This is a genomic window from Phocaeicola abscessus CCUG 55929 (assembly GCF_000312445.1).
Classification (GTDB): domain Bacteria; phylum Bacteroidota; class Bacteroidia; order Bacteroidales; family Bacteroidaceae; genus Phocaeicola; species Phocaeicola abscessus.
The window spans coordinates 981,756-1,004,446 of record NZ_HE997182.1; the positions used below are offsets into that span (position 1 = coordinate 981,756).

Below are 22,691 nucleotides of genomic sequence, written 5' to 3' on the forward strand. Positions count from 1 at the left end.
CGTTTATATTAAAATGAATCGTTTATATTTAATTTAAGAATGTCATTCCTTTGTCGTGGCTCCTACGATCCATACATGCGGTTCTAAAATCGCATTTAGATTGTTATAAAATCAACATAATTTTTAATTCGGGCGCAAAGTTACATATATAAATCTTATCTAGAAAGTTTATTTGCATTAATGTTTGTAAAATTAGCAAATCTGTATAGAAACATTCTGTTTTATGCGGTGTAGAGAAGTATGTGGAATATCAAATGAAGAATACCGCCATTGTAACATACGGCATGGATTTCAATCGCTTCTTATGCTAAGAATGACATCGAATTATTGGTAAAATCATGCCTGAAGGAAAAATATTAGCATTATTTTGTAATCTCTGCTTTGCAATTATATTTTTGTTTGTTACATTTGCATGCAAATTGGTATTTTTCAGAAAATGGAAACATTTTATCGCACACACGACTACCTTGTCGAACATACCGATGCTCCGGTTCGGCGCCTCTTAATGGATGAAATCAATTGGAATGACCGATTAATCGGCATAAAAGGCACAAGAGGCATTGGGAAGACGACTTTCCTTTTACAATATGCCAAGGAGAAATTCGGTAACGATCGTTCCTGTTTGTATATCAACATGAACAATTTTTATTTTGCCAATCATACGATGGTCGATTTCGCTCATGAGTTTGTAAACGATGGAGGGAAAGTGTTGCTGATTGATCAAGTATTCAAATATCCGGATTGGAATCATGACCTGCGGATTTGTTACGACCGTTTTCCTACGTTGAAGATCGTATTTACGAACTCGTCGGTCATGCAGCTCGAAGATTTTCCCGAATTGAAAGGCATCTGTAAATTGTACCATATTCGAGGTTTTTCTTTCCGCGAGTATTTGAATCTGCAAACCGGACATTCTTTCCATCCCTATACGTTGCAGGAAATTCTGGAGAATCATCGGGCAATTACGGAGACCGTGTTGCGGAATACCAAGCCGCTGGATCATTTCACCGCCTATCTGCATCACGGTTTTTATCCTTTTTTTTTGGAAAACCGGAATTACTCCGAGAATCTGGTGAAGACGATGAATATGATGATCGAAGTCGATATCCTTCTCATTAAACAGATTGAGTTAAAGTATCTTTCCAAGATAAAAAAACTGCTTTATTTGGTTGCCGTCGACGGGCCTGTTGCTCCGAACGTCAGTCAGCTGGCCAAAGAGATTCAAACCTCTCGAGCTACGGTGATGAACTATATCAAGTATCTTTCGGAAGCCCGGTTGATCAAGCTGATCTATCCCGAAGGAGAGAATTTCCCCAAGAAACCGGCTAAACTGATGATGCACAATACGAACCTGATGTACGCCGTTTATCCTGTCAAGTTCGAGAAGCAGGACGTGCTCGATACCTTTTTAATGAATGCGCTGTGTAAAGGGCATGATATATGTAAAGGCGAACGAGGCGCCACTTTCTCGGTGGATAACGGTATTCATTTCCGTACTTCCATGGACGAAGGTAAGACGAAGAACAATTCGCACATCTATTATGCCATTCGGAACATGTCGGTAGGGCATGGAAATCAGATACCTCTCTGGTTGTTCGGATTCCTTTATTGATGAAGATTTATTATTTATTTAACTACTTATATGATATATGACTAAACAAAAGAAAATGATCACTTGTGATGGTAATGAAGCTGCTGCTCACATAAGCTATATGTTTAGTGAAGTTGCTGCGATCTACCCTATTACTCCGTCGTCGCCCATGGCGGAGCATGTCGACGAGTGGGCAGCGAAAGGTCGTAAAAACCTTTTCGGCCAGACCGTAAGCGTGCAGGAAATGCAATCGGAAGGCGGCGCCGCTGGCGCATTGCACGGTTCTTTGCAGGCAGGAGCTTTGACAACTACCTTTACGGCTTCACAAGGGCTGTTGTTAATGATTCCCAATATGTATAAGATCGCTGGCGAACTGCTTCCTTGCGTATTTGATGTATCCGCCCGTACCTTGGCTTCCCATGCCTTATGTATCTTCGGCGATCATCAGGACGTGATGGCGTGCCGCCAGACCGGATTTGCCCTGTTCTGTTCGGGATCTGTCCAGGAGGTGATGGACCTGACGGCCGTGCCTCATCTGGCGACCTTGAAGACGTGCGTCCCCTTTGTGAACTTCTTCGACGGGTTTCGCACCTCTCATGAATATCATAAGATCGAGCGCCTCGATACCGAAGATATTCGTCCGTTGTTGGATATGGAGGACGTCAAACATTTCCGCGATCGCGCTTTGACTCCGGAGCGTCCGGTTACTCGAGGAACGGCGGAAAATCCCGAGACGTTTTTTACTCATCGCGAAGCGAGCAACGGTTATTACGAGAACGTGCCCGAAGTGGTGGAGGATTTGCTCGGTAAGATCAGTGCGATTACCGGCCGCGAATATCATCTGTTTTCCTATTATGGCGCCGAGGATGCCGATCGTATGATTATCCTGATGGGATCTGCGACGGAAGCTGCTCGCGAAGCGATCGATTATATGAATAAACAGGGCGAGAAAGTAGGAATGATCAGCGTGCATTTGTATCGGCCGTTCTCGGTGAAGCACCTTTTGGCCGCCGTCCCGAAAACCGTTAAGCGTATTGCCGTTCTCGACCGCACCAAAGAGCCGGGCGCCGAAGGCGAACCGCTGTATCTGGATGTCAAGAGCGCCTTTTACGAGGTGGAGGATAAACCTTTGATTGTCGGCGGTCGTTATGGATTGGGATCTCGCGATACGACTCCCGCCCAGATTATTTCCGTATTCAACAATTTGGCACTGAACACCCCAAAGAATCATTTTACCATCGGTATTGTCGACGATGTGACATTCACCTCCCTCCCCTTTGTCGAAGAAATCCCCATGGGCGGTGAAGGGATGTTCGAGGCCAAGTTCTACGGTTTGGGTGCCGACGGAACGGTAGGGGCCAACAAGAATTCGGTGCAGATTATCGGCGACAACACCGACAAACACTGTCAGGCGTACTTCAGCTACGACTCGAAGAAGTCGGGTGGTTTTACCTGTTCGCATCTTCGTTTCGGCGATACCCCCATCCGTTCCACTTACCAGGTGAATACCCCCAATTTCGTGGCCTGCCACGTGCAAGCCTACTTGAATATGTACGATGTGACCCGTGGTTTGCGGAAGAATGGAACATTCCTGTTGAACACGATCTTCGAGGGCGAAGAATTAGTGAGATTCATTCCCGATAAGGTGAAGCACTATTTCGCTAAAAACCATATTACAGTCTATTACATCAATGCGACGAAGATCGCTCAGGAAATCGGTTTAGGCAACCGTACGAATACAATCCTGCAAAGCGCTTTTTTCCGTATCACGGAAGTGATACCGGTAGATTTGGCTGTGGAGCAGATGAAGAAATTCATCGTCAAATCCTATGGTAACAAAGGGCAGGACGTAGTCGATAAGAACTATGCGGCCGTTGACCGTGGTGACGAGTATAAGAAATTGACTGTCGATCCGGCTTGGATCGATTTGAAGGAGGAAGCTACAGCCGAGGACGATGCTCCGGCATTCATCAAAGAGCTGGTGCGTCCGATCAATGCCCAGAGCGGCGACTTATTGAAAGTATCCGATTTCGTGAAGCACGATACGGTAGATGGCTCTTGGGATGTGGGTACTGCCGCTTATGAAAAACGTGGTGTCGAAGCATTCGTTCCTCTGTGGAATGCGGATAACTGTATTCAGTGCAACAAATGCGCTTTCGTTTGTCCTCATGCCGTTATCCGGCCTTTCGTCTTAACGGATGAAGAATTGGCGGGAGTCGACGTACAGACCCTTGACATCAAAGCTCCCAAGACGTTGGCAGGCATGCATTTCCGCATTCAACCCAGCGTGATGGACTGTTTAGGATGCGGTAACTGCGCCGATGTTTGTCCGGGCAATCCCAAGACGGGAAAAGCACTGACTATGGTTCCGTTCAATCCCGATTCGGAAGAGATGAAGAAGGAAAATACCCATTGGGATTATTTAATGAAGCATGTGAAATCGAAACAGCATCTGGTAGATATCAAACAGACGGTGAAGAACTCTCAATTCGCTACTCCGTTGTTCGAGTTCTCGGGCGCTTGTTCGGGTTGCGGCGAGACTCCTTATGTCAAACTGATCTCCCAATTGTTCGGCGACCGTCAGATGATTGCCAACGCCACAGGGTGTTCTTCCATCTATTCGGCTTCTATTCCGTCTACTCCCTATTGCAAGAACGAAAACGGGCAAGGGCCGGTATTCAACAATTCCTTGTTCGAGGACTTCTGCGAATTCGGCATGGGAATGGCTCTCGGCAACAAGAAGATGAAAGAGCGGGTAGCTGCACTGTTGCAGGAGGCTACGGCTCACGAAGATTGTCCGGAAGAATTCAAGGCGCTCGCTGCCGAATGGATTGAAAAGCGGAATGATGCCGACGAAACCAAACGCCTGGCAGGCTTATTGAAACCGTATATTGCCAGCGGTGCCGAAGCGGGTTGTCCGGTCTGTGCCGAATTGAAGACGCTGGATCACTACCTGATTAAGAGGAGCCAGTGGATCATCGGTGGCGACGGCGCTTCTTACGATATCGGCTACGGCGGCCTCGATCATGTTGTCGCCTCGGGCGAAGACGTGAACATCCTCGTGCTCGACACGGAAGTGTATTCCAATACGGGCGGGCAGTCGTCCAAGGCTACGCCCCTCGGTGCCATCGCCCAGTTCGCTGCTCAGGGAAAGCGGATCCGCAAGAAGGATCTGGGTCTGATGGCCACCACTTACGGGTACGTCTATGCCGCACAGATAGCCATGGGCGCCGACAATGCTCAGTGTCTGAAAGCGATTCGGGAAGCCGAGGCTTATCCGGGACCTTCCATCGTGATCGCTTATGCACCGTGTATCAATCACGGCCTGAAGATAAAAGGCGGTATGGGACGCAGTCAGGCGGAGGAAGCCCGCGCCGTCGAATGCGGCTACTGGCACTTGTGGAGATATAATCCGCAACTCGCCGACGAAGGGAAGAACCCTTTCAACCTGGATTCCAAGCAGCCGGACTGGAGCAAATTCCACGACTTCCTGATGGGAGAAGTGCGCTACCTCTCCGTGAAGAAAGCTTATCCTGACGAAGCGGAAGAACTCTTTGCCGAAGCACAGCGCATGGCACAGCTCCGTTACAAGAGCTATGTCCGCAAAACGCAGGAGGATTGGAGTCTCGAAACCGCCGGATAAACGAATATTATATTCAGGGTAACGAAAGGTGTGTCAGTGGATGCTGGCACACCTTGATTTTATTTTAGAAACTGAGTCTAATCTTTGGTAAATTCATGTCTTCGGGGGTAGAACGCGCCGCCATCGTAAGCGATTTTACCGAAGAAAGCCTTCAATCGAAGCGTTCCCTGATCCGAATTAAACGTAATAATGTCGGGATGCTTATACCGATAATCGCCCGTTAACGTATAAGTGGTATCTTTATCTCCGTTTCGTTCTACCCCGTGCAGTACCAGGTGGTCGTCGTTGAACGATAGAGTCAAATCGGCTGTCGGGAGACTTATTTGATTATTGCCGTTGTTATCAAATGCCAATTGGGCCCTATCGTGACACGTCCATGAAGTCCCTTTCAACTTCAACTTTTCCCCGTAATACAATCCTTTTTCTTTAGTGCAAGAAGATAATACCGTCGCTCCGATAAAGAGACCGAGCAATAAACTTTTCTTCATAGTATCGTTTATTTGTGAATATGATACGAAACAATCGAACAATCCCTGCAGTCGAATATCCTCCTTTCCTGGACCGCCTTATGTTAAAGATTACTTGGTGTTTTTCACGTAGATACAAAGTTATAGCATTATTCCTCAAAAAAACTTGCATCGACAAAAAAGGTGAGGAGAACTTTCTGTCGATTCGTCATTTCGCATCTCTTTCCCGAGATAAATGCTCGCCTCTTAACATTTCGTTAGGAATAATTTGATTCAATAAACCTTTTTATGCTCGTTTTTTACTACCTTTGTCCATTAAACAGAGAATAGAGATCATGAAGGCAAAAAAGGTTTTATTTATTACGCAAGAAATAACCCCTTATGTGCCCGAGTCCGAGATGGCCAAGATGGGAAGATACTTGCCGCAGGCTGTCCAGGATGGCGGCAGAGAGATTAGGACTTTTATGCCGAAGTGGGGCATTGTGAATGAGCGAAGAAATCAATTGCACGAGGTTATCCGGCTTTCTGGCATGAATCTTATCATCGACGATACCGATCATCCTCTGATCATCAAGGTGGCTTCCATTCAGTCTGCCCGTATGCAGGTTTATTTTATCGATAACGATGATTACTTCCAGAAAAGATTGATGACCGTCGATGAAAATGGCGCGGATTACGACGATAACGACGAACGGGCTATCTTCTATGCCCGCGGCGTGCTCGAGACGATGAAGAAACTCCGCTGGATACCCGATATCGTGCATTGTCAGGGATGGATGAGTGCTTTCGTGCCCATGTACCTTAAAAAGGTCTATATGGAAGAACCTGTTTTCCGGAACTGCAAGATTGTCTATTCCTTGTTCGGCAGTAATTTCAACCGTCCGTTCAGCGGAAATCTGGTAGATAAGTTGCTGATGCGAGGGATCACGAAAAAAGAGATACAGGCTATCATCAAAGCGCCGTTCGATTATCCCGAATTGTGCAAACTGGCCATTTCTTATTCGGATGGCGTGATCCAAAACAGCGAGAAGGTGGACGACCGCGCGATCGCTTTCGCCAAGGAAAAAGGCATTCCGTTCCTGGCGTATCAGCCCGAAGATGAGTACGTGCCGGCTTTCGAACATTTTTATCAACGGGTAAGCGGCGATACCGCCGAAGATTAATCTAATTTGAACAGACCAATGAAGACTAAATTTCTATGCGCCTTGTTAGCGGCAATCGGTTGGTATGGGTGCAACGACTCCACGCCGGATTTTGGTAAGACGACGATTCATGGCAACGACTCGATTCCTTCGGGGATGAGTTCGTTCGAAGTAACGACTCGCTCCATCCTGGCCGATTCCGTCTTTGCCCGGTCGAATACTTCTTATTTAGGACGTTATACCGATTCGGACTTCGGTGAGTTCACCGCTGATTTCATCGCCCAATTCAATTGTACGGATGATTTTGAATTTCCGGAAGAACTCTCTAAGATTACGGCGGCGAAATTGACGTTCGTATACAAGACATTTTTCGGCGACTCGACAGCAAGCATGCGCCTGCAGGTAGATACCCTGAATAAGGTCATTCCTGAAGGCGATCGCCGTACATACTATACCAGCATCAAGCCTGAAGATTATTACGACGTGCAGGCAAAGCCCATCGGGCAGAAAGCTTACGCGGCTACCGGCCTGTCGGTCGATACGATCCGAAGCAAGACGTATTACCAGTCCGTGAAATTGCCGCTTTCGTTGGGACAGTACATTTATAATAAATATGTGGAGGATAAGAAGAACTTCAAGGATTCGGATGCGTTCATAAAGAACGTATTGAAAGGCGTTTACGTACATTGTACGCATGGCGACGGCGTGATTCTCTATATTGATGACCTCTATCTGACTATTCAGTTCGAAGGGTTGATCAAGAGCAGTTCAGGGAAGAAAGATTCGGTGGTTTACAGTTCCAAATCCTTTGCGGCGACGAAGGAAGTCATCCACTCCAACCGTTTCCAGAATTCTGATAAATTAAAAGAATTGGTGGAAGATCGCTCGTGCACCTACGTCAAATCTCCGGCCGGCATTATGACGGAGGTAACGTTGCCCATTCAGGAGATATACGAATCCCATCAGCGCGATTCCCTGAATGCCGCCGTCCTTTCTTTTACCCGTTATAACGATAAGAGTACCAAGAAATATCGAATGGAAACTCCACCGTACTTGTTGTTGCTTCGCAAATCACAAACCTATAAATTCTTTGAGGAGAACAGTCTTTACAACGGTATTACTTCCTTTGTCTCGGCATTCAATAAAACTACCAATACGTATGCGTTCAATAACATTGCGCAACTTGTCCAGCGCTGTATCAATGAGAAGAGAGCGGGCGAGAAGAATGATCCGAACTGGTTGGAGAAGAATCCGGATTGGAATAAGGTGGTGCTGATACCGATCTCCGTAACACGCGAGAAAAGGAATGATAATTATTCTGGGTACTACTATTCATCCTATTACAGAAACTCTTCCGAGAGTGCGATTATTCAGGTACAAAACAATTTGGATTTGGAGAGCGTCCGTTTGGTGGGAGGGACTAATAAATTGAGCATGCAAGTCTTATATACGACTTTTTGAGCACTTAAAAATCAAGATGATGCGGCTGTGTCGAAATGAACGTTTCGGCACAGCCGCTCGCATATATTGCTTTGCGATTTGAAAACGATTTGAAATGCCGGCAGCCATTATCCCTGGACTTCGGAACATGCTCGGCGGAAGAATAAATTATTCCTGCACAGCCACTTCGGTTTTTCACTCTCTCCATTCCTACTCAGTCTGTTACGGGGGCGACTTTTGGAGATGTTATCTGAAGTATTTATGGAACTCGTCGTCCTTGAGCACATGGAGGATTGTCTTGCCGTCTGGCGTGTAGGTGGGCGTGGACAAGGAGAGAAGTCTCTCCAACAGGTTTTCCATCTCTTCATTGCTCAGTATTTGCCCGGGAACGATAGCCACCGCTTTTGCCAGGGTCAACGCCAAGGTGCTTTGGATCTCTTCCTCCACCCGTTCGCTTTTTTCCTTGGCGGTCTCGACCATGTGTTGTAATAACGTTACGGGGTTCAACCCTTCGAGGTTAGTGGGGATACCGTTCATCGAGTAACTTCCGCTTCCCAGATTGGAGAGTTCGAACCCCAGCTTTTCCAAATCGGGCAGGATGGCCGTCAATACCGGGATGTCGGCCATCGGAATTTGCACTATTTCGGGGAACAGCAACCCTTGCGAGGTTCCTCTCCGTTCTTTTATCTGTCGGAGATATTGCTCATAAAGAATGCGGACGTGCGCCCGTTGCTGATCGACGATCATCAGTCCGGACTTCACAGAGGTTAAGATAAAACGGCCTTTATACTGGTAATGCGAGGGGGCCATCTCTATCCCGGGCGCAACCGCTTGATCCGTATTCGCGTACAGGTCTCCCGCCTCCGGCTGAGGACTCGTCGGCGTTTCCGGCAAGTGATTCGAATCACCTTCCAGTCCTTTATAGAACGCTTCCCACCGGTCGGTCGGCTTTCGGCGGGATTCCTCGTTCGTCTTGAAGGGATTATAGCCAGGGTCGACGGCAATTCGGGGAGGTTGCAGGCCGGTCAGCACCTCAGGCTGATAGGCGGGGATATGGGGCATGCCCTCCGTGTCGAAGTCGATAGAAGGCACTTCGTTGAATTTACCCAATGTCTCCTTGACTACCGCCGAGAGGATTTGCCAGACGGCTGCCTCATTTTCAAATTTGATCTCGGTCTTGGTAGGATGAATATTCACGTCGATGCGGGCGGGATCTACCTCGAAATAGATAAAGTACGGAATGCCCTCGTCGGCGGGAATCAATCTTTCATACGCCTCCATCACCGCTTTGTGGAAATAAGGATGGCGCATGTAACGGCCGTTGACGAAGAAATACTGTCGCGCTCCTTTTTTCTTCGACGATTCGGGACGCCCGACATAGCCGGACAATTTCACCATCGATGTTTTTACCTCGATCGTCAGCAGATATTGTTCCATCTTTTTCCCGAATACGCCGATAATGCGTTGGCGCAGCTGCCCTGCGGGGAGGTTGAACAATTCCATATTGTTGTGGCGCAGGGTGAACGAAATCGCCGGGTTCACCAATACGATCCGCTCGAACTCCATGCAGATATTGTTCAGCTCCGTATGATTGGATTTCAAGAACTTGCGTCGGGCCGGTACGTTGAAGAAAAGATTCTTTACGATAAAGTGGCTGCCTTTGGGACAGGCTTCCGCCTCCTGGCTCTCCAACCTCGATCCCGAGATTAAAATACGTGTGCCCAACTCTTCGCCTTTCCTGCAGGAACGGAGCTCGACCTGTGCTACTGCTGCGATGGAGGCCAATGCTTCCCCGCGGAATCCCATCGTATGCAAGGCGAACAGGTCGGCCGCTTCTCGGATCTTGGACGTTGCATGTCGCTCGAATGCCAATCGGGCATCGGTGTCGGACATGCCTTTTCCGTCGTCTATCACCTGAATGACCGTTTTACCCGCATCGGTCACGATGACGTCGATATGTTCGGCTCCCGCATCGACGGCGTTCTCCATCAACTCTTTGATTACGGAAGCCGGGCGCTGGATCACCTCTCCCGCAGCAATTTGATTGGCCACCGCATCCGGAAGCACACGGATGATATCGCTCATATTCTCTCTCCTTTAAAAAGTCAGTTCGCCGGTAACGAGGTAACGCAGGATATAGAGCAAGATCGCAATCGCCACCAGCAACGTTCCGTACGCGAGGGGCTTCCGACCGCTTTCCTTGCGTCGCTTCAGATATTTCGTCCCTTCTACGAATTTCCCGCGGATATCTTCCGGATTGAATTTCTTTGGCGGGAGCATCCCCAACTCTCGTTTGGCACGCTCTTCTATCTTTTTCAGCTTCTCTTTCCGTTCGTTATAATAGATATATTCATGATGGAACGGGCGAGGCTTTTCCATGTGAAAGAATCCCATAGCTATTTCTTTTTATCGTTAAACAAATTGCGATTCGGCAAAGGAGCTGCGGTTCTGACTGATTTCTTCAGTCCTTGCCCTGCCAACCTATAACGCCATACCATAATGTCTCTTTTATTTTTGGGACGAAGATAATCGTACCAGGCGAAATTATCCAATTTCAATTTTCCCTCCGGTATCATCAACATGGGATAGAATGTTCCCGTAGGTTTAGGATACATCTTGATCTTTTTCATCTGGCGGTCTTCCAAATACAGGTTCAGGGTACTCGTCTCCGAGACATTCATGCCTAAATACGTACTGTCTTTGTCCTGATAATAATAGACGAGCCTGACGGAACCGATCACATCCACCTGTCGCATCTCGCCTTCTTCGAAATAAGCGTTGATGTCTTTGCCGGTTACCTGATTATATTTCGTCGAATCCAACTCCTCCACCGACAAGGCTTGGTTGTGGATATTCGCCCAGTCGATCGTGCTGTCGTTCATATAGATTTTAATCACTTCTCCCAGGAGTTGCTGCTTCGCATGCCATAGTACGGGCTCTGTGTACATGGTCAGACAGCTGTCTTTCGAAGAGAATACCAACGAATCGCAGACGCCCTGAATGTCGTTGCGGAAAAAGCGGACTTTAAAATAAGCTCGCGCTTCGCGGTACATCGAGTCCGTATTTAAATAATACGTGAACATCTGTAACGTATCTGCGTGCAGAAACAAGCTGTCGCCTTGAGAATAATCGATCAGAAGTGCATGGTCGGTCACGAAAGCATACTTGGTCGAATCGTTATAATAACTGTAATTGCCGGTCAGTCTGTTTTTGCTGACGGTATCCGTATAGACGATATTATCGAAAGCTTCGCCGTAACCTTTCTCCCGGTCATAAAACAGGCTGTCGCCCGTCATCTGCTTTCCTTCGTTGGTCACTACAGACCGATCCAGCAATTCCGCCTGACCGGAAACCGTCTGGTAAGTTCCTCGTTCCGAATAGATGTGGTTCTCGTCGCTGACGATGTGGGTAGGGCCTACGATGCGTGCTATTTTAGTAACCGTATGATAGCGTAAGGTATCGGAGGTAAGCGTGAATTTCGGGTTCTCCAACTTTACATTATAGTTGAATACGGCTACCTTCGTCGAGGGGTCGTATTCTCCCCAGTCGGATGTCAGCACATTCTCTTCGTCTATCAGTATACCGCCGTCGAAATAATAACCTACGTTTTCTATTCTATCGTAATTCAAACTATCTGTCAGGAGTGTTGTATTCCGGTTTTCCATCTTGACGTGATTGCGCACTTGAGCGATCTGGGTATTCCCGTTGTAAAACAGATAATCGCCGTAAAGGAATAGCGTATCTCCCTGTTCCATTTTCACATTGTAGTAAGCCTCCAACGAGTTGGATTTCTCATAAAAGCAGGCGCTGTCGCAAAACATATAAATGCTATCGTGACGGAATGCGACGTTCCCTATCAGGATTTGGGCGTCCGGATCGGGATTTTCCAAACTTTTTCTCAGGGTATCCGCATGCAACAAATAGACTTTGCTTTTCGCCTGTTTCGTTTGTTTGGCAGGTTGGGTGGGATTCCCTTGGGCCAGCAGACACAGCCCACACAGACATAGGAAACTGATAAGTAGTAGCCTATGCCCGTCGTATGCCCTATATGCTTCCGTCTTCACGATCAACTTTTCTCGGTCTTAATCCAGCCTGGGTATCTAAACTCGCATTTGCGCCATTTCTCGTTAATTCGAATGTATGTTTTCTTTTGCTTGTTCTTTATCCACTTCTCCAAGATTTCGTCGCTACGCTTCTTCATCACGATTTCTTTCAAGCGCTGATAATCTTCCGTCATCGTGGCCTTATGTCCGTCGATGCGCCCTTTCAATTTTACGATGGCGCAGACTTCCTTCCCTTTGCTGTTGGTCATAATGAAAGGTTCCGAAATTTCACCGACATGCATCTTATCAATCACTTTGGCCGTTTCCTGCGATATCTGTGCCAATTGGTCCATCTCGAAACGTGCCGTGCCCGTGTTCGGGTTCGCCATTAAACCGTGATTGTTTCTCGTATCCTTATCTTGGGAGATATAGAAAGCGGCTTCGTCGAACGTGAACTTTTCGTTCCGGATTTCCTTAGCGATAGAATCCAATTTGAGTAAAGATGTTTCCAATTCTTTTTCCTCCACTTTCGGTTTTAACAAGATATGACGTGTATTGATACGGTCGCCGCGTTTTTCGATCAACTGGATGATATGGAAACCGAATTCGGATTCCACAATCTTCGATACTTTATTGGGATCTTGCAGATTAAAGGCCACGTTCGCATATTCCGGCACCAGCTGCCCTTTGCTCATAAAGCCCAATTCTCCTCCATGACGTGCCGAGACCTTGTCTTCGGAATACAGACGGGCCAAGACCGAGAACGGCATTTCTCCCGTGGTTACCTTTTGCGTATAGTCGCGCAACGTCTTTTTTACGCGTTCTATCTCCGTTTGAGGGATTTTCGGTTCAAGGGTTATTATTTGTACTTCCACCTGCGTAGGTATATAGGGGATACTATCAGCGGGAAGTCCTTTGAAATACCTGCGCACCTCGGCCGGCACAATTTTTATATCGCCTACAATTTGTTGCTGCATTTTCTGCACGGTCTGGTCTTCCCGTTCGTTTTCTCGAAGCATTTCTCTGATTTGCGTGGAGGTCTTGTTATAATATTCCTCCATCTTTTCTTTCGAGCCGATCTGATCGATCAACCAGTTCGTCTTTCGTTCCACCATGTTGAGAATCTCCTGTTCCGATACTTCGATACTGTCCAATTCCGCCTGATGAAGATACAATTTCCGGACAGCCAACATCTCAGGGATTACGCAGTAGGGATCTCCTTCGATCTTTCGGCCTTCATACTGGGCATTCAATCTCTCGTTCTCCACATCCGATTTGAGAATCGCTTCGTCGCCCACTACCCAAACCACTTCGTCCACAACATTATCCTGTCCGTAAGCAAATAGAGGCGCCCCCAATATCCACAACAATACACACTTCTTATTCATACAACGATTCTTTGGTATCTAAATAATAATACTTTATAGCATTTCTTTTCGAAGCCTGATCATACAATTCCGCTTTCATGTCACGCATAAAATCGATCTGCTTCGAATGGATCAACAGATTCTTGATGTCATCCCTCGCAAAATCCAAAGGTTCTATGTCATCTTTCTTCAATAGCTCTTCTACATGCAGGAAATAGTAAAACGACGTATCTTGCACCTCGATATTGCGATGATTATCCAGGTAGTGCGCGTCTTCCCTCAATGCGCTTAACGGTATTTTAGCTATCAGTTCCTCTACTGGTTTCCACTGATCGTAAAAATAATCGTATGCGGTAGCATTGCCTACACTGTATTTTTCTATATGATCCATCGCGTCCTGTGTTTTTTGCTGGTACCATCGCCGGATATCAGCTATCTTCGGCGCATTTAACGGCACTTTGACAAATAACCCTTTCAAGAGCGGCTGTTCTAATCTGAATAAATTCTTATGATCGCGATAATAGTCCGCTATTTCCTTATCGCTAATCGTATTTGCCAGTTTCTGCTGAATCAACTCTTCCTGATAGGCATACACCATCAGGGAGCGGCGATAATTCTCCACCAAGCGATCGATCTTCGCATTATCGGGGATATTCCCTTCGGCCTTTTTGAACAGCAGCGTCTCTTCTATCCACTCTCTTATGTAATGTGCCGAAAATAAAAGGCTATCCTCTTTCGACAGGTCGACCGGCATGACTTTCCGCAAATCCTCGAGATACAGAAATTGCCCCTCGGCTTCCGCCAACGGTGTTCTTCCCCTATGGTCGGTTCCTTTGCCACATCCGACCAATAGGGCAAACAGTAACGTTATTCCAACCGTTCTTTTCATCCTATTTCCTCTATCGATTTACGAAGATACGCTAAAATCGGATACTTCCGTTATTATTAACGGTTTTTAATCGTATCCATTTATTTTCACTCGATATTTTTCTCTCAACTGCTTGAAGAGTCGTTCTTCATAATCCGATTGAAAATCCCGGATCAGTTGTGCTTTTACTTCCCGATAATCGTCTATGTCTCTCTTCATCTTCTTACCGACGACAACGGTATACGGCATGGAAGGGTCGGGTCGATAATCGCCGCATTTGAAAATCAGCTTGTCTACCGCCGCATTCTTCCCGAATTCAAAAATTCCCAGTTCCATCGTAGCCCACGATCGCCCTCTATCGGTTACGATCTGATCGAATGCGTCCTGCCAATTCTCCATGGGCAGTTTCTTCAAACGTTTCTTGATGGATTTGCCCACTTTCTTCCTTTTACTGCGAATAATCGCCCCCCTGTAACGAGGCTCCCGTTTATACCTTTCCCTATGTTGAACGAAATAACGCTCCAGGGAAGCGTCTTCGAGAATCATATCGCCGGTATACCGCCTATCGAGAGCCGTGACCAATAATCCGTCGTACAATTCCCGCAAACGGAGCTTCAGCGTAGGATATTTCCGTTCCAGCAGTTCCAAGTTTCCTTGCCGCCATAAGGTTACGCTCTCCTTATCTACGGCGGGATTCGCATCGCCCAAACGTTCTATATACTCGTCGACAGAGGGTTTTAACAATTCGAACGAGACGGTGGAGCTCTTATCCGACCACTTTACGATATGAATGCCTTTCGGAGAGAAAAAAGGTTCCGACATTTTATCCTTTTCTAAGTAAATCCATCTCTCGGTCCACTCTTTCAGATACTTGTCGATGGGCAGCCACGGAAGTTCTTCAGCCCTTACGCAAAATCCGGCGGGATGAACGCCTCCCTCTTCGGCATATTGCTCCACCAAGAGATTGAAATCCGCACCCTCCCGCAACGTCGTATACACGGAATCCATCCACTTCTTTGCCCGATTCTCCAAGCTACGATCCGCCTGTTGCGGTAGATCGATGCTTACATGCGCCGCTTTCACCCACTCCGTCGACTTCATCCGCCGTTGTATTCGGCTCATGATGCGTCGTTCTTCCTCCATGAGTTTTCGTTCGTCTACCAGCAATAGTTTCAGCAACCGATGGCTGTAAAACGAATACTGAGCTTTGAATGTCGCAGTAGTATCCAAACCTTGCGATTCCGCTTCGCGGACCTTCAGCTTGTAATCGATATAAGCGCTTCGGAATGCTTTTTCCGATAGGTTCGACTTTGCCTGTTGATAAGCGAACTCGGTGCGGTCTACCGGTCGATCGTCGATAGAAAAGACAACTTCTCCCTGTGCTTGCACTTCATAGACAAGCACGAGGAGAAGTCCTACCAGGCCGACTAATCTTTGCGGCATCCTGTTCCTATTCGGGGCGACTGTAATTAGGCGCCTCACTGGTAATCGTAATATCATGCGGATGGCTCTCCATGACACCGGCGTTCGTGATGCGCGTAAACTTCGCATCGTGCAACTCAGTGATACGATGGGCGCCGCAATATCCCATACCGGAGCGAAGACCGCCCACCAACTGATAAATAACTTCCTGAAGCGTGCCTTTGAACGGTACCCGACCGGCAATGCCTTCCGGAACCAATTTCTTTGCATCCTCGGTTCCCGCTTGGAAATAACGATCTTTCGAACCGTTCTCCATCGCCTCCAAGCTGCCCATCCCCCGATAGCTCTTGAATTTCCGGCCGTTGAAGATAATCGTTTCGCCCGGACTCTCTTCCGTGCCGGCGACCAGCGATCCGATCATAACGCTGTAGCCTCCGGCAGCCAAGGCTTTCACCACATCGCCCGAATAGCGCAGACCGCCGTCGGCGATCAACGGGACCCCCGTCTCTTTCAGTGCGCAGGACACATCGTAAACGGCGCTCAGCTGGGGTACACCCACTCCCGCCACGATGCGGGTCGTACAGATAGATCCCGGCCCGATGCCTACTTTCACGGCATCCGCTCCGTTTTCGACCAGCAATTTAGCGGCGGCGCCGGTAGCTACATTGCCCACCACGATATCGAGGCCGGGAAACGAAGCCTTTGCTTCGCGAAGCTTTTCAATCACGGCTTCCGAATGCCCGTGAGCGGTATCGATCACGATGGCGTCGGCTCCCGCATCGACCAGGTCCTGCATACGCTGTAACGTATCGACGGTTACGCCTACGCCAGCGGCTACGCGCAGACGGCCTTTGTCGTCTTTGCAGGCCATGGGCTTGTCTTTCGCCTTGGTAATATCCTTGTAGGTGATCAGACCGACCAGATGGTTTTCCTTGTCGACAACCGGCAGTTTTTCGATCTTGTTCTCCTGAAGAATCTGTGCAGCGGCGGTCAGATCGGTCTGTTGGTAAGTCGTCACCAGCTTATCCTTCGTCATCACCTCGTCGATCTTCTTGTCCAGACGGAGTTCGAAGCGCAAATCGCGATTCGTCACGATGCCGACCAAGTGATTCTCCTCATCTACCACTGGAATACCGCCGATGTGATAATCGCGCATCAGTTCGAGCGCATCCTTCACCGTCGAGCCGCGACGAATGGTGATCGGATCGTAAATCATGCCGTTCTCCGCGCGTTTTACAATGGCTACTTGGCGAGCTTGCTCCTCAACAGGCATGTTCTTGTGAATGACGCCGATACCTCCCTCGCGAGCGATGGCGATCGCCATCTGCGACTCAGTCACCGTGTCCATGGCTGCCGTAACAAACGGAATGTTTAAATCGATGTGACGTGAAAATCGAGTCGACAAATCGACCATCCGCGGTAATACGTCCGAGTAGGCCGGAACCAGCAAGACGTCGTCGAATGTCAATCCGTCCATAACAATTTTATCTGCAATAAATGATGACATAGGGCTCCTGTTTTTGAATTTATGGCTTGCAAAGTTACGTAATTTTTCTCGGTTATCGAATCCCCTCTTTCTTTTTTGAGAAAGATTTATCACTTTCCTCCAAAAGATTCTAAGCTTTCCTCTAAAAGATTCTAAGCTTTCCTTCAAAAGATTCTAAACTTTCTTCCAATCGCTCGGCAAGTTTCGAAGGAACCTAATTATTATCTACTTTGACGTTGACTGTCGGTTTGTCGATGTGCGGCTCGGGGAATGAATCGAAGTTTACCACTCTGCCGTCCTCGAAATCCACCAAGATGATCTTCCCATAGCCGATCCAAGGGATTTTCTGATATTCCCACTGTTCCATATCGCCGTGGAATCGGCGAAAATCGGGACTCCCGAGAATTTCCTTCACCTGTCTTTCCGTCATACCTCTCTTCACTTTGAACAACATATTGTTGCCTGTCAGTGTCCCGCAACTGCTAAGGGCCATGCACAGACCAATTGTCCATAAACCGATTAACTTTCTCATATCCTTGTTTATTAGATCTTTAGTATGCCGAAGTTAGTCGGGGGAAAAGATACTCCGCAGGGATTATTCCTACTTGTGAATAGGTGTTTCCCTATTTGTCGAAACGATCCCCCAGCCGACAATCGTTCCTCCCCGACTTTGACTTCCCAACTTCATGCTCGTCGAGCGCATGCATCGGTTATTTCCACGCTGCAGGAATGTCGTTGCCGTTGGTTACCTTGGCATTTGTAAAACAGGATTGAATAGTCCACGTAGCAGTGCCTTTATCGTACTCCCATAAACGGGGTGCGGTGCCGCGCTCACTCTCGGAGAGCGCACTTCCCACTCCGTAGAAACAACTCTTGAAGTTCATCGTCCTGTCTTTAAAACATGCGAGGTTTTCGGGACTGCAGAAGATTCCGTCGTTCAGTTTCAGTTTTCTGCAGAAATAGAAGCAACCGGTGAAATTCGTCGCTTTCGTGTTATAAGCGAACAAATTGTCGGGAGCTGTAGTCAGTGCCTGACAGGAGGTGAAGCAGTTGCTGAAATCCATTACTTCCGTATTATGGTCGAACAGTCCGGCAGGAATGGTTTGCAACGACGAGCAACCATTGAAGCAACCGTTGAATTTCGTCGCCTTCGTGTTGGTTTCGAACAGTCTGGCGGGGATGGACGTCAGCGACTTGCAACCGTAGAAACAATTGTTGAAATCCGTCGCCTTCGTATTGTTTTCGAACAGTTTGTCGGGGATGGACTGCAACGATGTGCAACCGGAGAAACAGTGGACGAAGCGTGTCGCTTCCGTATTTTTTTCGAACAACCCGGCGGGGATGGTCGTCAGCGACGTGCAACCGATAAAGCAATTCAGGAAATCCTTTGCCACCGTGTTCTGAGCGAACAATATGGCAGGGATGGCCGATAGTGAGCTACAATTAGCGAAACAGTTGGCAAAAGACGTCGCTTTCGTATTGCTTTCGAACAGTTTGTCGGGGATGGACTGCAACGATCTGCAACCGGAGAAGCAACGGTTGAAATCCGTTGCCTTCGTATTGTTTTCGAACAGTTTGTCGGGGATAGACTGCAACGATGTGCAACCGGAGAAATAGTTGTTGAAATTTGTAGCGCCCATATTCAGAAAGGGAGTTTCTACCGACACGAGTTTGGTATCGGAGGTGAATTTGAGTCTTGGCAGCTGTAATTGGGTGGGGGTGCTCTCTTCCGAAACAACGACGATGGTATGGATACCGGCTGCGGCATAGGTATGCTTGAACAATTCTGAATTCGTCGACGTTCCGGCAGGAATCAACGTAGCAGCGGTACCATCCCCCCAATCGACTGTCAGTGCGGCCGGACAAGATTCGACAGCCAGGAAACCGATTGTGTACACCTCGTTGGACGTGTTGGTTCGGATGCCGAAACGGAAGGGGGCGGACAGCATTTTCGTCCACTCCATTGTGGCGGGGGTACCGTCGATGGCGGCGGTATACCGTTTGCCCCGATTGTAGCTCTTCCCTCCGGCGATGCTCGTCTCGGCCTTGTACGTTTTATCGCCCATCAGCACGACGCTGAACGTACCGCCCGGTAACACCCCGAATTCTCCCGGATAGAAACTCAAGTAGGCCGTCAAGTCTCGCTTCGAGTCGGAGAAGGTCACTGCACCGGAGAGAAACGCCAACGCCGCGCTTGAGTAATCCGTACTACCTGCCTGTACCGTCCAGACTAATTTCTGCAAGGTGCCCACTTCGGCGGGAACGTTCGTCAGCCGGAACTTCAGGATACTGCTCGCCATCTCCAAGGCGACGGGCGTTCTTCCTATATCGGACGTTTCACCGTGCAGGATGATAAACTTGCGCAGGTGCTCCGCATTGTCGTCGGCTGTCTGCGTTTGCGCCGACTCCGGATAGGTTGGAATACCGTTGTTGTCCAATGTCATGTTGCTGGGATGATGCACGCCGTACTTCACGGCTCCCGGCACGAGTTCGCCTTCGAACTTATTATCCGCCCCCTTGTAGGTAAATCGAGTATTTCCCAAGTAATTGTTACCGGCGTCGAAACCGGTCAGAAGCAGTTCATCACCTTCCTCCCACGACAGTGCTTTGCCGCCGGATATGCCCGCTTGCGAGTCGTCGTAAATCACGCGCGTGGTCGCCGCGCTGGGAGGGAGCACCGTGATGGTTATCTTGTTCTTCCCTGTCGGCACTTCTGCCTCAGGGACATTCATGTCTTCGGTACAACCGGCAGCCAATACGGCCAAAAGGGTCATCGCCGAGCCTATTTGTTTTATTTCTTTCTTCATAAAATGCTGTGTTTAAAGTTATGGATCATGTGTTAATAAGCGCTGCCCCCGTCCTCTACGCCGGGTAATACAGCCGTTCCGCTGGCTGCCACCATACCTTGCAGTTCCAATTCAATCTCTTCGCACTGAGGCGATAGGTACTTTCTTTTGTTCATAAGCTTTTATATTTAACAGTTTGTGAATAATTTTATAATGGGATACGGTTTATAGCGACTGACGAGTTGTTTTGATGGGGGCAGAACTGACGTTTCAATGCTGCCGGGTGGCTCGACGGGAACGAACCCCCGTTCTGCCCATCAGTCGTCCGCACGACGAGTTCCATGCTCGCGCTTTTCGAGAAAAATCCTCTTTGCTTTTTGCGCAGAAAGGAATTGAAAAGGCGCGAACGGACGGTTCGTTGCCGCCGCCTGCCGTATATTGTATAGGTACTGATTTGCACATGCGTGATCCTTTCTTTCTGTTTCGTGCGGCAAAGATAAACATTTTTTATTAGAATACCAGCCAAAGGAAACTATTTTTTCATCGAAACCTTTCGCGATTCGGTTTGTGTTCCGATTCGGTACGGGGTGTATCTCTGACCTCGCCGTACCCGTTTTATCTAAAAGATGAAAGGCGAAGTTTCGTTTGGCAGTCGTTTCTGTTTTGACTCATGAGTCTTATATACGATAAGGTGAGAAACGAAGCCTTCTGCGGTTTCTCCGCCATGCCTCCTTTGTCTATAATCCGTATTTTTGTCTGCAAAACTCATAAAATACAAATACAAATGTTCAACATTCTATCTTATTTCAAACGAGCGGACGGTGCCAGGAAGAAAAGCACAGAGCAGAAAACGAGGAAAGAGGAAAGCCACATCTTCATGATTTCCGATTTGGTCAAGGTGGCGGCAAAGGGCGTCAGCTCATCCACGGCGGATAATTACAAAACGGCGGTACGATCGTTCATTCGATTCAATGGCGGCAAAGATGCGCCGCTGTCGGTACTCAATGTGGACACCATTCGGGAATACGAGCGGTGGCTGCACGAGCAGGGGATATGTCCCAACACCTCGTCGTGCTATATGCGCTCGTTGAGGGCTATTTATAATAAGGTAGCGAAGCGAACGCTCCGCAAGGAACCGTTCAGGCTGTCGTTTACGGGCAATGATAAGACGGTGAAGCGAAGCATCGGGTTGGAGGAAGTCCGCAAGCTGCAGGCGATAAAGTTTCCCGAAAAAGCGCAGAGGACCGAAGGCTCGTGGCCGGAGTTGGTCCGAGATCTGTTTCTCTTCTCCTTCTATGCCATGGGAATGCCCTTTGCAGACATGGCACGTCTGAAGCGCTCTCAGATCAAGGAGGGGGTACTGACTTACTGTCGGCAGAAGACAGGCAAGCAGGTCAGGGTGAAATTAGAAAAATGCATGCTTGACATCCTTGCCAAGTATCAGACGGATGACTCGGACTATCTCTTTCCGGTATGGTATGCAACGGTAGGCGATCGGTCGCGGCCGATTTCCTACTCCTCCATGCTGAACCGCTACAATCGTTCGTTGAAAAGGTTGGCGATAAAAGCGGGAATCAGGGGAAAGTTGACCTCCTACGTGCCTCGACACTCGTGGGCCAGCATCGCTTATAAGAAGAACATCGACTTGCCCGTCATCTCCAAGGCCTTGGGACATACCGATACCAAGACCACCCTGATTTATATTAGCGAGATAGACGACAAACGGTTGGCTAAGGCCAACCGTAAACTCTTATACGCACTTTCGTGCACACCTCTTGGTAAGAGGTAGGTATCTGCGCTAAATTTTCCGCAAGATTAATGCTTTTATTTTACCTGTGCAAGTCTTTGGACAAAAAAATGTATTATTTCTTAAAAATAATTGCATTTTGATGTTCGGGGGCCTGTTCTCTTCCGCTTTTACGGTATCCCTTCCTCCTGTCCTGCGAGTACCTTGTCTTTTTTGTATATTCCCTTCGAACATCCTGTTTTCCAGTATCTTGTCCGGTACACCTCTTACCAAGAGGTGTGCATCTGCCAAGCCTATGGAATCATGTATAATGCATCCTCCTTTCTCATGAAACGACTTTTAGCGTTTCTGCTCTTTCTGGCCTGTCTCGGTCATGCTCGTGGTCAGGAAGTCGACACGCGCCGGGGCACGGACTCCGTTCGCGTGTATTTTCGTTTAGGCGATGCTCGCCTGGACCCCTATTTTCGTGATAACGGCGTGCGCATCCGCGCCTTCACGGATCGTTTCAGAACCCTCCTGCAGGACCCTGTTCGTCGCATCCGCGGCCTGAGGGTGACCGCCGGTGCCTCTCCCGAGGGGAGTACCGAACTGAACCAACGCCTCTCCGAACGGCGCGCTGAGGCCATACGCAGACTGGTCTCCGACTATTTCCCCCACGAGTTCGGCTGGCTCTCCACCGTGCCCAAAGG

At 48.3% G+C, this 22,691-nt stretch carries 17 protein-coding genes; 6 read left to right on the plus strand and 11 right to left on the minus strand.

Annotated features, from left to right (window positions below; genetic code table 11):
• Positions 1-436: 436 nt before the first annotated feature.
• A complete protein-coding gene (locus tag BN102_RS03925; protein WP_035456910.1) occupies positions 437-1,612 on the plus strand; it encodes an AAA family ATPase in 1,176 nt (391 codons plus the stop codon).
• Between the two features lie 37 nt (positions 1,613-1,649).
• Positions 1,650-5,234: a pyruvate:ferredoxin (flavodoxin) oxidoreductase gene (gene nifJ, locus BN102_RS03930; protein WP_036787005.1), complete on the plus strand. Its 3,585-nt coding sequence runs from the start codon at positions 1,650-1,652 to the stop codon at positions 5,232-5,234.
• A 77-nt stretch (positions 5,235-5,311) separates the two neighbouring features.
• Here nifJ and BN102_RS03935 read toward each other — a convergent pair whose 3' ends face one another.
• Positions 5,312-5,722, minus strand: coding sequence for a hypothetical protein (locus tag BN102_RS03935; RefSeq protein ID WP_019207788.1), 411 nt, complete (start codon positions 5,720-5,722; stop codon positions 5,312-5,314).
• Between the two features lie 314 nt (positions 5,723-6,036).
• On the opposite strand from BN102_RS03935, the gene BN102_RS03940 reads away from it, so the two are divergent.
• Together BN102_RS03940 and BN102_RS03945 are read left to right on the plus strand one after the other, a co-directional pair.
• Positions 6,037-6,864, plus strand: a complete 828-nt coding sequence (locus BN102_RS03940; protein WP_019207789.1) for a glycogen/starch synthase — start codon at positions 6,037-6,039, stop codon at positions 6,862-6,864.
• An 18-nt stretch (positions 6,865-6,882) separates the two neighbouring features.
• Positions 6,883-8,304 carry a DUF4270 domain-containing protein gene (locus BN102_RS03945; protein WP_019207790.1) on the plus strand — a complete coding sequence of 474 codons (1,422 nt, stop codon included), beginning with the start codon at positions 6,883-6,885 and terminating at the stop codon, positions 8,302-8,304.
• Positions 8,305-8,529: 225 nt separating this feature from the next.
• On the opposite strand, the gene mutL is transcribed toward BN102_RS03945, so the two are convergent.
• The 10 genes from mutL to BN102_RS11220 all read right to left on the minus strand — a co-directional run bounded on the left by mutL (position 8,530) and on the right by BN102_RS11220 (position 20,431).
• Positions 8,530-10,368 (minus strand): DNA mismatch repair endonuclease MutL, encoded by a 1,839-nt coding sequence (gene mutL, locus BN102_RS03950; protein ID WP_019207791.1) that lies wholly within the window; start codon positions 10,366-10,368, stop codon positions 8,530-8,532.
• A 12-nt stretch (positions 10,369-10,380) separates the two neighbouring features.
• Entirely contained in the window at positions 10,381-10,677 is a 297-nt protein-coding gene (locus BN102_RS03955) for a hypothetical protein (RefSeq protein ID WP_019207792.1), read from the minus strand.
• Between the two features lie 2 nt (positions 10,678-10,679).
• Entirely contained in the window at positions 10,680-12,353 is a 1,674-nt protein-coding gene (locus tag BN102_RS03960; RefSeq protein ID WP_083867182.1) for an OstA-like protein, read from the minus strand.
• Positions 12,350-13,714: a peptidylprolyl isomerase gene (locus BN102_RS03965; RefSeq protein ID WP_019207794.1), complete on the minus strand. Its 1,365-nt coding sequence runs from the start codon at positions 13,712-13,714 to the stop codon at positions 12,350-12,352. The genes BN102_RS03960 and BN102_RS03965 overlap by 4 nt, the downstream gene beginning before the upstream one ends.
• Positions 13,707-14,582: a peptidylprolyl isomerase gene (locus BN102_RS03970; protein WP_019207795.1), complete on the minus strand. Its 876-nt coding sequence runs from the start codon at positions 14,580-14,582 to the stop codon at positions 13,707-13,709. The genes BN102_RS03965 and BN102_RS03970 overlap by 8 nt, the downstream gene beginning before the upstream one ends.
• A 66-nt stretch (positions 14,583-14,648) precedes the next feature.
• Positions 14,649-16,004: a peptidylprolyl isomerase gene (locus BN102_RS03975; protein WP_019207796.1), complete on the minus strand. Its 1,356-nt coding sequence runs from the start codon at positions 16,002-16,004 to the stop codon at positions 14,649-14,651.
• Between the two features lie 7 nt (positions 16,005-16,011).
• Positions 16,012-17,490 carry an IMP dehydrogenase gene (guaB, locus tag BN102_RS03980; protein ID WP_021312135.1) on the minus strand — a complete coding sequence of 493 codons (1,479 nt, stop codon included), beginning with the start codon at positions 17,488-17,490 and terminating at the stop codon, positions 16,012-16,014.
• A gap of 193 nt (positions 17,491-17,683) precedes the next feature.
• On the minus strand, positions 17,684-18,001 hold the full coding sequence (gene bamE, locus BN102_RS03985; protein WP_083867184.1) for an outer membrane protein assembly factor BamE domain-containing protein: 318 nt from the start codon (positions 17,999-18,001) through the stop codon (positions 17,684-17,686).
• Between the two features lie 178 nt (positions 18,002-18,179).
• Complete coding sequence (locus BN102_RS10515) at positions 18,180-20,276, minus strand: leucine-rich repeat domain-containing protein (RefSeq protein WP_019207799.1); 2,097 nt, start codon at positions 20,274-20,276, stop codon at positions 18,180-18,182.
• 32 nt (positions 20,277-20,308) lie between these two features.
• On the minus strand, positions 20,309-20,431 hold the full coding sequence (locus BN102_RS11220; protein WP_019207800.1) for a hypothetical protein: 123 nt from the start codon (positions 20,429-20,431) through the stop codon (positions 20,309-20,311).
• 608 nt (positions 20,432-21,039) lie between these two features.
• On the opposite strand from BN102_RS11220, the gene BN102_RS04000 reads away from it, so the two are divergent.
• Together BN102_RS04000 and BN102_RS04005 are read left to right on the plus strand one after the other, a co-directional pair.
• Positions 21,040-22,044, plus strand: coding sequence for a tyrosine-type recombinase/integrase (locus BN102_RS04000; protein ID WP_019207802.1), 1,005 nt, complete (start codon positions 21,040-21,042; stop codon positions 22,042-22,044).
• A gap of 285 nt (positions 22,045-22,329) precedes the next feature.
• Positions 22,330-22,691 (plus strand): OmpA family protein (locus BN102_RS04005; protein ID WP_483466384.1); only part of this gene is annotated, 362 nt, incomplete at its 3' end.

Coding starts and splice junctions, on each gene's coding strand:
- BN102_RS03925 (WP_035456910.1), top strand. CDS start 437: ATGGAAACATTTTATCGCACACACGACTACCTTGTCGAACATACCGAT.
- nifJ (WP_036787005.1), top strand. CDS start 1,650: ATGACTAAACAAAAGAAAATGATCACTTGTGATGGTAATGAAGCTGCT.
- BN102_RS03935 (WP_019207788.1), bottom strand. CDS start 5,722: ATGAAGAAAAGTTTATTGCTCGGTCTCTTTATCGGAGCGACGGTATTA.
- BN102_RS03940 (WP_019207789.1), top strand. CDS start 6,037: ATGAAGGCAAAAAAGGTTTTATTTATTACGCAAGAAATAACCCCTTAT.
- BN102_RS03945 (WP_019207790.1), top strand. CDS start 6,883: ATGAAGACTAAATTTCTATGCGCCTTGTTAGCGGCAATCGGTTGGTAT.
- mutL (WP_019207791.1), bottom strand. CDS start 10,368: ATGAGCGATATCATCCGTGTGCTTCCGGATGCGGTGGCCAATCAAATT.
- BN102_RS03955 (WP_019207792.1), bottom strand. CDS start 10,677: ATGGGATTCTTTCACATGGAAAAGCCTCGCCCGTTCCATCATGAATAT.
- BN102_RS03965 (WP_019207794.1), bottom strand. CDS start 13,714: ATGAATAAGAAGTGTGTATTGTTGTGGATATTGGGGGCGCCTCTATTT.
- BN102_RS03970 (WP_019207795.1), bottom strand. CDS start 14,582: ATGAAAAGAACGGTTGGAATAACGTTACTGTTTGCCCTATTGGTCGGA.
- BN102_RS03975 (WP_019207796.1), bottom strand. CDS start 16,004: ATGCCGCAAAGATTAGTCGGCCTGGTAGGACTTCTCCTCGTGCTTGTC.
- guaB (WP_021312135.1), bottom strand. CDS start 17,490: ATGTCATCATTTATTGCAGATAAAATTGTTATGGACGGATTGACATTC.
- bamE (WP_083867184.1), bottom strand. CDS start 18,001: ATGAGAAAGTTAATCGGTTTATGGACAATTGGTCTGTGCATGGCCCTT.
- BN102_RS10515 (WP_019207799.1), bottom strand. CDS start 20,276: ATGAAGAAAGAAATAAAACAAATAGGCTCGGCGATGACCCTTTTGGCC.
- BN102_RS11220 (WP_019207800.1), bottom strand. CDS start 20,431: ATGAACAAAAGAAAGTACCTATCGCCTCAGTGCGAAGAGATTGAATTG.
- BN102_RS04000 (WP_019207802.1), top strand. CDS start 21,040: ATGTTCAACATTCTATCTTATTTCAAACGAGCGGACGGTGCCAGGAAG.